This window comes from Lysobacter sp. KACC 24251 (assembly GCF_057747755.1).
In genome coordinates, this window is sequence record NZ_CM173222.1 from 2,136,217 (window position 1) to 2,148,439 (window position 12,223).

12 protein-coding genes and 1 tRNA gene are annotated in these 12,223 nt (G+C 66.3%); 4 read left to right on the forward strand and 9 right to left on the reverse strand.

The window, feature by feature from the left end; all coding sequences use genetic code 11:
* Positions 1-258: 258 nt before the first annotated feature.
* Positions 259-714 carry a hypothetical protein gene (locus AC3ARF_RS10075; RefSeq protein WP_498927559.1) on the forward strand — a complete coding sequence of 152 codons (456 nt, stop codon included), beginning with the start codon at positions 259-261 and terminating at the stop codon, positions 712-714.
* 38 nt (positions 715-752) lie between these two features.
* Positions 753-1,985 (forward strand): CapA family protein, encoded by a 1,233-nt coding sequence (locus tag AC3ARF_RS10080; RefSeq protein ID WP_498927561.1) that lies wholly within the window; start codon positions 753-755, stop codon positions 1,983-1,985.
* 68 nt (positions 1,986-2,053) lie between these two features.
* Here the strand turns inward: AC3ARF_RS10080 and AC3ARF_RS10085 are convergent.
* The 6 genes from AC3ARF_RS10085 to murJ all read right to left on the reverse strand — a co-directional run bounded on the left by AC3ARF_RS10085 (position 2,054) and on the right by murJ (position 9,096).
* Positions 2,054-2,129: transfer RNA gene (locus AC3ARF_RS10085), tRNA-Thr, on the reverse strand.
* A 36-nt stretch (positions 2,130-2,165) separates the two neighbouring features.
* The gene (gene ispH / locus AC3ARF_RS10090) at positions 2,166-3,116 is read right to left on the reverse strand and encodes a 4-hydroxy-3-methylbut-2-enyl diphosphate reductase (protein ID WP_498927563.1); all 951 of its coding nucleotides are present in this window, start codon (positions 3,114-3,116) and stop codon (positions 2,166-2,168) included.
* A 9-nt stretch (positions 3,117-3,125) separates the two neighbouring features.
* Positions 3,126-3,644, reverse strand: coding sequence for a signal peptidase II (gene lspA / locus AC3ARF_RS10095; protein WP_498927565.1), 519 nt, complete (start codon positions 3,642-3,644; stop codon positions 3,126-3,128).
* 45 nt (positions 3,645-3,689) lie between these two features.
* Positions 3,690-6,488, reverse strand: a complete 2,799-nt coding sequence (gene ileS / locus AC3ARF_RS10100) for an isoleucine--tRNA ligase (protein WP_498931830.1) — start codon at positions 6,486-6,488, stop codon at positions 3,690-3,692.
* A 56-nt stretch (positions 6,489-6,544) separates the two neighbouring features.
* Positions 6,545-7,525 carry a bifunctional riboflavin kinase/FAD synthetase gene (locus AC3ARF_RS10105; RefSeq protein ID WP_498927566.1) on the reverse strand — a complete coding sequence of 327 codons (981 nt, stop codon included), beginning with the start codon at positions 7,523-7,525 and terminating at the stop codon, positions 6,545-6,547.
* Between the two features lie 29 nt (positions 7,526-7,554).
* A complete protein-coding gene (gene murJ, locus AC3ARF_RS10110; protein ID WP_498927568.1) occupies positions 7,555-9,096 on the reverse strand; it encodes a murein biosynthesis integral membrane protein MurJ in 1,542 nt (513 codons plus the stop codon).
* A gap of 256 nt (positions 9,097-9,352) precedes the next feature.
* On the opposite strand from murJ, the gene rpsT reads away from it, so the two are divergent.
* The gene (gene rpsT / locus AC3ARF_RS10115) at positions 9,353-9,622 is read left to right on the forward strand and encodes a 30S ribosomal protein S20 (protein ID WP_460822831.1); all 270 of its coding nucleotides are present in this window, start codon (positions 9,353-9,355) and stop codon (positions 9,620-9,622) included.
* A 189-nt stretch (positions 9,623-9,811) separates the two neighbouring features.
* Here the strand turns inward: rpsT and obgE are convergent, their stop codons facing one another.
* The 3 genes from obgE to rplU form a co-directional block, all read right to left on the reverse strand.
* On the reverse strand, positions 9,812-10,879 hold the full coding sequence (gene obgE, locus AC3ARF_RS10120; protein ID WP_498927571.1) for a GTPase ObgE: 1,068 nt from the start codon (positions 10,877-10,879) through the stop codon (positions 9,812-9,814).
* A gap of 75 nt (positions 10,880-10,954) precedes the next feature.
* Positions 10,955-11,212 carry a 50S ribosomal protein L27 gene (gene rpmA / locus AC3ARF_RS10125; protein ID WP_498927573.1) on the reverse strand — a complete coding sequence of 86 codons (258 nt, stop codon included), beginning with the start codon at positions 11,210-11,212 and terminating at the stop codon, positions 10,955-10,957.
* 12 nt (positions 11,213-11,224) lie between these two features.
* Positions 11,225-11,542 carry a 50S ribosomal protein L21 gene (rplU, locus tag AC3ARF_RS10130; RefSeq protein WP_036134229.1) on the reverse strand — a complete coding sequence of 106 codons (318 nt, stop codon included), beginning with the start codon at positions 11,540-11,542 and terminating at the stop codon, positions 11,225-11,227.
* 220 nt (positions 11,543-11,762) lie between these two features.
* On the opposite strand from rplU, the gene AC3ARF_RS10135 reads away from it, so the two are divergent.
* A complete protein-coding gene (locus AC3ARF_RS10135; RefSeq protein WP_498927575.1) occupies positions 11,763-12,206 on the forward strand; it encodes a YidB family protein in 444 nt (147 codons plus the stop codon).
* Positions 12,207-12,223 lie beyond the last annotated feature (17 nt).

A 12,223-nucleotide genomic window follows, 5' to 3' on the forward strand; every position in this document is an offset into this window, starting at 1 on the left:
CGAGAACCAATCTGCGGACGGCGACTGCGTGTGAGGAATCGAGCACCGCTTCGGAAGCGCCAGCGACCTCCAACGAGGGCTTGTGGACCCTTCCGGCGGCAGCGGCGACCTCAATCGAAGGGTCGTCGATCCCTTCCGAAGCGTCGGCGACCTGACGCGAGACCCGCTCTCCTTCCGGGTTGGCCTGTTCGCAGCCCCCGTTGCCGTTGGCAGCATCAGGTGAACAGTTCCTGGAAGCCACCCTTTGGAGGGTCGGATATGAAATGGAATCCGCAGTCGAAAGTGTTCATGCTGTTGCCGGTCATGCTGGTCCTCGGCTGCGCCGCCGGCCCACGCGAACCCCAGCCACCCAATGGCGTCCAAGCCGAACTCGTGGCGCGCTCCCGGGCGTTGCAGGACGAAATCAGCAAAACGGACAAGGTGAGCGCGGCACAGCGCCAGGCCTTCGAGCGCCTCGCGTCGGATGTCGGTGCGTTCAACCCCTCAGGCGATCACTCCCGCATTTCGGTGGCACGCATGAACAACAGCGGTTCGGGCACATGCAGCGGCACACCGACCCCCGAGGAGATCGACAACGAGTGCGACACGTTCGACATTCAACCGGGAAGGTTCTGCCTGCTCGACATGGACGAGAGCTTCTGCGACACCGGCGGCATTGTCTGCGTCTACCGCTGCATCAATGAACTTGCGCCGTCCGGGGATCTCGCGCGATAGGAAGCCCCTACGCTGCAACCTCGACGCGGGTACCTCGCATGCGTGGCCGACGACACTTCCTGCAGCTTTCGACCGGCCTGGCGCTGGGCGTGGCGACGCGGGGGCCGGCGGCCGCGTTGCTGGCGGCGACTCCATCGCGCCCATCATTCGGAGGTGTGCGCGCCTCACGCTCGATCCGCCTGTTCCTGTGCGGCGACGTCATGCTCGGCCGTGGCATCGACCAGATCCTGCCGCACCCGTCGGACCCGACCCTGCACGAAGCCCACGTCCGCAATGCGCGTCGGTACGTGGCATTGGCCGAGTGGCGCAACGGCGAGATTCCACGCCCCGTTTCCTACCTTTACGTGTGGGGCGATGCCCTGACCGAGCTGGAACGGCGGCACCCGGATGTCCGTATCGTCAACCTGGAAACCGCGATCACCCGCAGCGACCGCAACTGGCCCAAAGGCATCAACTACCGCATGCATCCGGACAACCTGCCCTGCCTGACCGCGGCCGGGATCGATTGCTGCGTGCTCTCCAACAACCACGTGCTGGACTGGGACCGCGACGGCCTGCGCGAGACGCTGGCGACCCTGCACCGCGGCCGGATCGCCCCCGCCGGCGCGGGTGCTGACCTGGCCGCCGCGCAGGCACCGGCAATCCTGCCGCTGGACGACAACTCGCGCATGCTGGTGTTCGCCGCCGCAACCGGCGATTCCGGGGTGCCTGCGGCCTGGTCGGCCAATGCGGCGCGATCTGGCGTGAACCGGCTGCCAGATCTGTCCGCGTCGACCGTGGGCCAGATTGCAGCCTTGGTCCGACACCACAGGCGCAAGGGCGACTGCGTGGTGTTCTCGCTGCATTGGGGCGGCAACTGGGGCTACGCCATCCCGCCCGAGCAGCGCGAGTTTGCCCATGCGCTGATCGACGAAGCCGGCGTGGACGTGATCCACGGCCACTCCTCGCACCATCCCAAGGCCATCGAAGTCCATCACGACCGTTTGATCCTCTACGGCTGCGGCGACTTCATCAACGACTACGAGGGCATCGAAGGCCACGAGGAATTCCGCGGCGAACTGGGCCTGATGTTCTTCCCGGTGCTGGCCCGCGGCAGCGGCCGCCTGGTGGAACTGATCATGACCCCGACGCGCCTGCAGCGGTTCCGGGTCAACCTGGCCGGGGAGGCCGATCGCCGCTGGCTGCAGGAGCGACTGCATCGCGAATGCCGGCGCTTTGGAAACGGCGTGGAGATGCGTGCAGGCGGCCGATTTTCACTGCGCTGGCAGTAGCCTGCAGCGAACCAACCTTGCGCCGATGCCCATAACGACAAAATCCCGCCGGAGCGGGACTTTGAAGATGGTGCCGGAAATAGGAATCGAACCTACGACCTACGCATTACGAATGCGCCGCTCTACCAACTGAGCTATTCCGGCGAAGACCGGCAATTGTAAGGATCGCTCCCGCGGGGGTCAATCGACCAACTGCAGGCGGAGCTCCTTGGGCAGGGCGAAAACCATGTCCTCGGGCTCCCCGTCCAGCTCGCGCACCTGCTTGACACCCAACTCGTGCAGGCGCTCGATCACGCCGCGCACCAGCACTTCCGGCGCCGAGGCGCCCGCGGTGATGCCGATATGTCGCTTGCCCTGAACCCAGGACGGGTTGATCTCGGGGGCCCCGTCGATCAGGTGCGCCTCCACCCCCTCGCGCTCGGCCAGCTCGCGCAGGCGGTTGGAGTTGGAACTGTTGACTGACCCCACCACCAGCACCAGGTCGCAGGCCTTGGCGAGCTCGCGCACGGCGTCCTGGCGGTTCTGGGTGGCGTAGCAGATGTCGTCGTGTCGGGGTCCCAGAATCGCGGGGAACCTGGCCCGCATCGCCTGGATCACCGCCTTGGTGTCGTCCACCGACAGCGTGGTCTGGGTGGTGTAGGCCAGGTTCTCCGGCTGGTCGACCAGCAGCGCCTCGACATCGGCGACGTCCTCCACCAGGTAGATCTTCCCGGTGCCCGCTTCGCGCTGCCACTGGCCCATGGTGCCTTCCACCTCGGGATGACCCTCGTGGCCGATCAGGATCACGTCCCTGCCGGCGCGGCAGTGGCGCGACACTTCCAGGTGCACCTTGGTCACCAGCGGACAGGTGGCGTCGAACACCTTCAACCCACGGCGGTCGGCTTCGGCGCGCACCGCCTTGGACACGCCATGCGCACTGAAGATCACGGTGGCGCCATCGGGCACCTCGTCCAACTCCTCGACGAAGATGGCGCCGCGGTGCTTGAGGTCATCGACCACGAAGCGGTTGTGCACGACCTCGTGGCGCACGTAGATCGGTGCGCCGAGGGTCTCGATGGCACGCTTGACGATCTCGATGGCGCGATCAACGCCGGCACAGAAACCGCGGGGATTGGCGAGCAGTACGTCCATTCGCCGATTTTACCCCCTGCGGCCCGGGTCGGTCTTGCCGTCGTGGCCGCCGAGCAGGCCGAACAGGCCGATGCCGATGGCGCCGCCGACGATGGCCATGTCGGCCACGTTGAACGCGGGCCAGTAGTAGTCCTGCCAGTGCCACTGGATGAAATCGACCACGTGCCCGTGCAGCAGTCGGTCGATCACGTTGCCGATCGCACCGCCGATCACCAGCGAATACGGCAGGGCCGACTTCCAGTCACGGCGCGCGGTGCGGCTCAGCCACCAGCCCAACATGCCGCTGATGCCTATGCCCAGCACCACGAAGAAGTACTTCTGCCAGCCCCCCGCATCACTCAGGAAGCTGAACGCGGCGCCGGTATTGTAGGTGCGGTACCAGTTCCAGAAGCCCTCGATCACGGGGATCGCGGTGTATTCCGGCAGGTCGGCCAGCACCCATGCCTTGGTGGCCTGGTCCAGCACGAGTACCAGCACGGACAGAACGAGCCAGACAAGGGCATTGGGCTTGGGACGGGGAACGGTCAAGGTATGTTTCCGGTTGTATGGGGGGGGTTGGGAACGGCAACGGGCTCAGAACCAGCGACGGTTCTCGCCTTCGCCATCCACGTTGTCCGCGCAGCGGCCGCACAGCTGTGGGTGGGCGAGCACGCTGCCGACGTCCACGCGGTGGTGCCAGCAGCGCACGCACTTGGACTTGGTGGTTGCCGAGGCCTCCACCGCAATGTCCTTCACCGTGTCATCCGCGATCAACCGTACGTCACCGCTGATGAACAGGAAGCGCAGTTCATCGGCCAGCGGCGACAGCCAGTTCTGGTCCGCCACGCCGCAGCGCAAGCCGATCTCCGCTTCCAGCGCCGCGCCAATCGTTCCGGCGGCACGTAGCGGCTCCAGGGTCTTGCTGACCTGCTCGCGCAGCGCCACCAGCCGCTCGAAGTCCTCGGCCGACAGGTCGGCGTCGCCGATCAGCGGCGCCAGCCCGTCGTACCATGTGGCGAACAGCACGTGCTCGTCGCGCTTCCCCGGCAGGTATGCCCACATCTCCTGCGCGGTGAACGTCAGAATCGGCGCCACCCAGCGCACGAACGCCTCGGCGATGCGGTACATCGCACTCTGTGCCGAACGGCGGCCGCGCGAATCCTCCTGCATCGTGTACAGGCGGTCCTTGGTCACGTCCAGATACAGCGAACCCAGGTCGACGCTGCAGAAGTTGGCCAGCGACTGCACGATCTCGGCGAAGTCGTAGCGCTCGTACGCCGCCTGGATCTTCTCCTGCAGCTCGTGCGCGCGATGCACGATCCAGCGGTCCAGCGCGACCATGTCCTGCAGTGGAAGCAGGTGCTGCGTTGGTTCGAAGCCGTGCAGGTTGGCCAGCAGGAAGCGCGCGGTGTTGCGCACACGGCGGTAGACGTCGCCGCTGCGCTTGAGGATCTCATCGCTCACCGCCATCTCGTAGCGGTAGTCGGTGGAGGCAATCCAGAGGCGCAGCACGTCCGCACCCATCGCATCCATCACCTTCTGCGGGGCGATGACATTACCCAGCGACTTGGACATCTTGCGGCCGTCGGCATCGACGGTGAAGCCATGGGTCAGCACTTGGCGGTACGGCGCCACACCGTCCATCGCCACCGCAGTCAGCAGCGAACTGTGGAACCAGCCGCGGTGCTGGTCGGAACCTTCCAAGTACAGGTCGGCGGGCTTGCGCAGCCCGTCCTGCGGACGTTGCGCCAGCACGCATTCGTGGGTGACGCCGGAGTCGAACCACACGTCGAGGATGTCGGTGACCTTGTCGTACTGCGCCGCCTCGTCGCCCAGCAGCTCGGCGGCGTCCAGGTCGTACCACACGTCGACGCCGGCCTGCTCCACGCGCTCGGCGACTTGTCGCATCAGCTCGGGCGAACGCGGATGCGGCGAGCCGGTCTCGCGATGGATGAACAACGCGATCGGTACGCCCCAGGTGCGCTGGCGCGAGATGGTCCAATCCGGACGTCCTTCGATCATGCCGTAGATGCGCGCCTCGCCCCACTCCGGCACCCATGCCACCTTGCCGATGGCGGCCAGCGCGTCGCGGCGTAGGTGGGCCTGCTCCATCGAGATGAACCACTGCGGCGTGGCGCGGAACACCACCGGCGTCTTGTGGCGCCAGCAGTGCGGGTAGCTGTGGTTGAGCTTGGCCAACGCCAGCAGGTGGCCGTTGCCGCGCAGCAGCTCGACGATGGCGTCGTTGGCCTTCCAGATGTGCAGGCCGGCCAACTCCACGCCTTCGGCAGGCGGGGTGCTGGGCAAGTACACGCCGCGGCCATCGACCGGGTTCATCTGTGCCGCGGTGTAGCGATCGATCAGGTCGTACTTCTGGCTGACCACGAAGTCTTCCTGGCCGTGGCCGGGCGCGGTGTGCACGGCGCCGGTGCCGTCCTCGGCCGACACGTGGTCGCCCACGATCAGCGGGATGTCACGCTCGGCATAGAACGGGTGGCGCAGCAGTTCGCCCTCCAGCTCGCTGCCCATCGTGGTGCCGTGCACCACGACGTCGTCCATGCCATAGCGCGCCAATGCCTTGGTCGCCAGCGCCTCGGCCAGCACAAGCAGGCGGCGCCCACCGTCAGCGCGCTTGGGACCTTCGACCAGCGCGTATTCCAGTTCAGGGCCAATGCTCACCGCGAGGCTGGCGGGCAACGTCCACGGTGTGGTTGTCCAGATCGGCACCGCCACTTCCACGCCCGCCTCCAGCGCCATGCCGAACAGCGCAGCCAGCTTGGCGGCGTCCTGCGCGCTGTAGGCCACGTCCACCGCAGGGGAGAGTTTGTCGGCGTATTCAATCTCGGCCTCGGCCAGCGCCGAGCCGCAGTCAAAGCACCAGTACACCGGCTTGGCACCGCGCGACAGGTGCCCACGTTCCACGATCTTCGCCAGCGAGCGCAACATATCCGCCTCGAAGCGGAAGTCCATGGTGCGGTACGGGTTGTCCCAGTCGCCCAGCACGCCCAGGCGCTTGAAATCATTGCGCTGCAGGTCGATCTGCTCGGCAGCGTATTCGCGGCACTTCTGCCGGAACTCGGCGGCGTTGAGCTTCTCGCCCACCTTGCCGAACTTCTTCTCGATGGCGATCTCGATCGGCAGGCCGTGGCAGTCCCAACCCGGCACATACGGCGCGTCATAGCCGTCCATCAGCCGCGATTTGACGATGATGTCCTTGAGCACCTTGTTGACCGCGTGGCCGATGTGGATCGCGCCATTGGCATACGGCGGTCCGTCGTGCAGCACGAAACTGCGGTCGCGGCCCCTGGTCTTCTCGCGGACGCGCTGGTACAGCCCGTCCTGCTCCCACTTCGCCAGTGCGATCGGCTCACGCTTGGGCAGGTCGCCGCGCATGGGGAAGTCGGTCGCCGGCAGGTGCAGCGTGCTCTTGTAGGGATTGGCGTCAGCAGTCACGCGAAGGCTCGTTGTTGGTCTTGTTCAAGGAGGGCACGCGCCTGCACGGCGTCGCGTTGCATCTGTGCGGTCAGTGCCGCCAGATCGGAAAACTTTTCTTCATCGCGCAGCTTGGCGACAAACTCGACTTCGATACGGCGCCCATACAGGTCGCCGGCGAAGTCGAACAGGTGGGCTTCCAGCAACGGCTCCACGCCATCCACCGTGGGCCGGGTGCCGAAACTGGACACGGATGGCCAGCCTGCGGCGGCCCTTGCCGCGTCCACGCCCGGCATACCTTCCAGTCCATGCACACGCGTCGCGTAGATGCCCTGCAGCGCTGGTACCTTGCCGGCAAAACGCAGGTTGGCGGTCGGGAACCCAAGCGTGCGGCCGAGCTGCTTGCCGCGCACCACGCGGCCGCCAATCGCATAGGGGCGGCCGAGCAGGCGCGCAACGCCCTCGAAATCGCCCGCCTGCAGCAGCACGCGGATGCGCGAGGCGGAAACCCGCTCGCCATCCTGCAGCACGGGCGCGATCTCACCGGCAGTGAATCCGCATTCCGCACCCAACGCCTGCAGCAGCGCCAGGTTGCCATCGCGCCCCTTGCCGAAGCCGAATTCGGGACCGACCCACACCTCGCGCGCGCCAACGCGCTCCACCAGCACCTTGCGGATGAATTCCGCGCCGGGCAATGCGGTCAGCGCCGAGTTGAAGCGCAGCAGGCCGACCTGATCGATACCCAGGCCACATAGGCCTTCGACCTTGGCTCGCGCCAACAACAGGCGCGGCGGAGGCGCGCTCCGGGCGAAGAATTCCCGTGGCAGCGGCTCGAAGGTCAGCGCCACGGCGGGCACGCCCAACAGGCGTGCGCGGGCCACAGCGTGGCGCACCAGTGCCTGATGCCCCAGGTGGAGGCCGTCGAAGGCGCCGATGCAGACCACACTGCCGCGCGGGCACCGGGGCCCACCCTCGACGTCACGGAACAGCCTGCTCATTATTCAAAGTATAGCCGGCGCGTGCACACTCAATGGCGGAGATGGCGTGGACGCAATCCCATGGCCAGCAGCGCCGCGCCATAGGCCAGCGCACCGGCGCCCACCGCGGCCAGCAACCAGACCCACCGCCAGAGGACCGTCAGGCCGGCCCATTCGCCCACATGTTCGCGCACGACCAGCACCGCCACCGCCATGGCAACCAGGCCCACGGCGATGCGCAACAGCCAAACGCCCCAGCCGGGACGGGCGACATACAGCCCTTGGCGACGGAGGTAGCGCCACAACAGCCCGGCATTCAGCACGCCGGCCAACGCCGTTGCCGCGGCAATACCCACGTGGGCGAAGGCAATCCCCGAAGCCCAGAGCGGCGTCACCAGCGCCACGGTCAGCACCACGTTGGCCACCACCGTGATCACCGCTGCACGCATCGGCGTCCGCGTGTCCTGTCTGGCATAGAACGCCGGGAGCAGCACCTTGCTGAGCATGAACGTGGGAATTCCCAGGCTCATCGCAGTCAGCGCATAGCCCACCATGCGCGTGTCCTCGACGGTGAACTCACCATAACGGAACAGCGAGGCGGTCAGCGGCTCGGCGAGCAGCGCCAGCCCCAACGCCGCGGGCGTCCCCACCAGCATCACCACCCTCAGGCCCCAGTCCAGCGACCGCGAATACCCCTCCGCGTCGGCATCGGCATGGTGGCGGGACAGTTGCGGCAGGATCACCGTGCCGATGGCCACCCCGAACAGCCCCAGCGGCAGTTCGGTCAAGCGATCCGAGTAGTACAGCCACGATTGCGCCGCAGGCACCAGCAGCGAGGCGAAAACCGTGCCGACCAGCAGGTTCACCTGCGCGACCGACGACGAGAAGATCGTGGGCAGCATCAACTTGAACACCCGCCGCACACCCTCGTGGCGAAGGTTGAAGCGGAGGCGTGGACGCACCCCTAGCCGCCCCATGGCAGGCCAGAGCAGCAACATCTGCGCGATGCCCGCCGCCAGCACGCCCCACGCCAGCGCCTTCTCCGGCACCGCCAGGTGGCTGGCCAGCAGGAGCATCGCGGCGATCACCATCAGGTTGTGCAGCACCGGCGCCAGCGCAGGCAGGCCAAACTGCTTGAAGCTGTTGAGCACCGACCCGGCCAGGGCGGTCATGGAAATAAACACCAGGTACGGGAATGTGATCCGAAGCATCTCCGCCGCCAGCGGCACGGTGCCGGCTCCCTCGTCGGCGAACGCAAGGAACAGCTTGGCGATCCACGGCGCCGCCAACATGCCCAGCCCGCTGACAACCACCACCACGGCCAGCAGCGCACCGGCGACATGGTCTAGGAAGTCCTGCAGGGCCTTCTCGTCACCCTTCTGCTTGAGCTCGGACAGGACGGGGACGAAGGCTGACGAAAACGAGCCCTCCGCAAAGATCCTGCGCAGGTAGTTGGGAATGCGGTAGGCCACCACGAACGCGCTGACGGCCGGTCCGGCGCCAAACATGCTGGCCTGAAGCCAGTCGCGCAGGTAGCCTGCGACCCGCGAAATCAGCGTCATGGCGCTGAACACGGCGGTCGAACGCAGCATGCCCGACTGCCGTTTGGGCCCTGGCACTTGCGGGGCTGGCATTCCCGGGCCGGGAACACTGATCCGGGACGTGGACGGCGGGTCTGTTGGGCCTCCCGTTCCCAGGGGGGCCGTCATCGCTCCGCCCCGGCGGCCAGCGAAGGATTCCCGAACCCGCCAGAGTTGACGCAAGCTGCTGAAACGGCCATACTTTCCCGTCTGATTTTACGTTTCCCCATTTTACCCAGCTTCAACTTCAAAATTTCAGGAATTTGCCGTGGCAAACATCAAGTCCGCCAAGAAGCGCGCCAAGCAGGCAGTCGTGCGCAATGCCCGTAACGCCAGCCAGCGTTCGATGCTGCGCACCGCCGTGAAGAAGGTGCTGAAGGCCCTGGGCGAGAACGACGCCGCCGGCGCCGAAACCGCCTTCGCCGTGGCCCAGCCGGTCCTGGACCGCCTGAGCTCGCGCGGCCTGATCCACAAGAACAAGGCTGCCCGTCACAAGAGCCGCCTGACCGCTCGCATCAAGGCCCTCAAGGCCGCCTGATCGTTCGGTTGCATGCGACACGAAGAAACCCGGCTCCGGCCGGGTTTTTTTGTGCCTCGTCCTGCTTGGCACACGTCGCCTCCCGCCCCCTTCATTGCCATTCCTGATCCGGTGCCCTACCAAAACAATGGGGCCAGCTTCCGCCGGCCCCAGATTCAGCCCAATCCCGTCAGGTTGCGCAATTCGGGATCAGGTGGGCGAGTGATCGCCGCCATTGGCCTCGGCCTCAAGCGCGTCCTCACGCTGCCGGTCGAAGAACGCCATGATGTCCTTCATGATCGGCCACGTGCCCTCGCGGCTGATGGCCGAGACCAGGTACCAGCGGTCGGTCCAGCCCAGCTGGGCGACGATGGCTTCGGCGACTTCCTTCTGCTCTTCCTCCAGCAGCAGGTCGGCCTTGTTCAGCACCAGCCAGCGCGGCTTCTTCAACAGCTCGGGGTCGTGTCGCTCCAGCTCGCGCTCGATGGCACGCACCTGATCGGCCGGACTCATCTCCACCCCACCCTCCATCGGCACGATGTCGACCAGGTGCAAGAGCAGGCGGGTGCGCTGCAGGTGCTTGAGGAACTGGGTGCCAAGTCCCGCGCCTTCCGCCGCGCCCTCGATCAGGCCCGGGATATCGGCGATCACGAAGCTGCGATGGGGCTCCACGCTGACCACTCCCAGGTTGGGATACAGCGTGGTGAACGGATAGTCGGCCACCTTGGGCGTAGCCGCCGAAACGGCACGGATCAAGGTGCTCTTGCCAGCATTGGGGAAGCCGAGCAGGCCGACATCGGCCAGCAGCTTGAGCTCCAGCTTGAGCGTGCGCTCCTCGCCCGGCAGGCCCGGCAACGCCTTGCGCGGCGAGCGGTTGATCGAACTCTTGAAGTGCATGTTGCCCAGGCCGCCCTTGCCGCCCTTGGCGACCAGCAGGCGCTCGCCGTGGCGGGTCAGGTCGCCGATCACCTCGTCGGTGTCGACGTTGATGACCACGGTGCCGACCGGCACGGTGATGGTCAGGTCGGCACCGCCCTTGCCATAGGCCTGCCGGCCCATGCCGTTCTCGCCGCGCTGTGCCTTGAACCTGGTCTCGTGACGGAAGTCGACCAGGGTGTTGAGGTTCTCGTCGGCAACCAGCCACACGCTGCCGCCCGCGCCGCCGTCACCGCCGTCGGGGCCGCCCAGGGGAATGAACTTCTCGCGACGGAACCCGATGCAGCCGTTGCCGCCATCGCCCGCGGTGACCAGGATTTCGGCCTCATCAACCAGCTTCATGCAAACCTCTTTCAGTGTTCCAGAAAGCAAAAGGCCCCGCAGGAAGCGGGGCCCTTCGCAGCCAGTGCGTCGCGATTACTCGCTGACGACGCTGACGGTGCGGCGCTTCTTCGGGCCCTTGGTCGTGAACTCGACCTTGCCATCAACCAGCGCGAACAGGGTGTGATCGCGGCCGAGGCCGACGCCGGCGCCCGGATGGAACTGGGTGCCGCGCTGACGCACGATGATGTTGCCGGCCTCGATGGCCTGGCCGCCGTACATCTTGACGCCCAGGTACTTCGGGTTGGAGTCGCGGCCGTTGCGGGTAGAACCACCAGCCTTTTTCTGTGCCATGGCGGCTTCTCCTTACTTGTTGCCACCGGCGATGCCGGTGATCTCGATTTCGGTGAAATGCTGACGGTGGCCCATCTGCTTGCGATGGTGCTTGCGACGGCGGAACTTGACGATGCGCACCTTGTCGGCGCGGCCGTGGCCAACCACCTTGGCGGAGACAACGGCACCCTTCAGGGCGTCGCCGACCTTCACGCCATCGCTGCCGCCCAACATCAGGACGTTGTCCAGCTTCAACTCGCTGCCGACTTCGGCCTCGAGCAGCTCGACGCGCAGGGTCTCACCCTGCATCACGCGGTACTGTTTACCGCCAGTGACGATTACTGCGTACATTGACCAGATTCCTCTGTAGTTATTTTGGTCGCCTGCGCCGCCTTCGTGGGCGGACAGAAGCGGAATTGTAGGGGTTTCAGCGGGTTACGGCAACTACTGCGCACCCCCGCCCCGTGGTGACCGCCCGTGACACGGGGCAGCGTTCACCTGAGCAGTGACCCGGAACGCCGGGAGCCTCCTCTCGCGCGCACAAATCCCTTAGTCGTCAAGGACTTGCCTCATGTACGAGAAGATCGTCGAACAGGGCGCCACGGACTTCGGCGTGGACCGGCATCAGGTCAAGAAGGTCCTCGGCGAGGTCATCGGACTGGCCTTCAACCCCAAGCACGGCGGGCCCGAGGGGTTCCTGCAGGCTTTCCGGGAGGTGGGCCTGGGCGATATCGTCAGCTCCTGGCTGGGGCATGGCGAGAACCGGCCCATCACCGCCCACGAACTGGAGACCGCCTTGGGTGCCGATGCGATCCAGGGCATCGCCACCCGGGTAGGCCTGCCAGTGCAGACCGTCGGCGAGCTGGCGGCCGCGATGCTGCCCGACGCCGTCGATGCCCTCAGTGAACAGGGGGAGCTACCGTCGTTGGGTCTGCTCGACAAGCTGCGCGAGTGGTTTGGCGACATGGGCGAAGGCTGGGGGCACATCGAACGCTGGCGCCGGGGCGGGATGTAACCCGTCGCGCTGCTTCC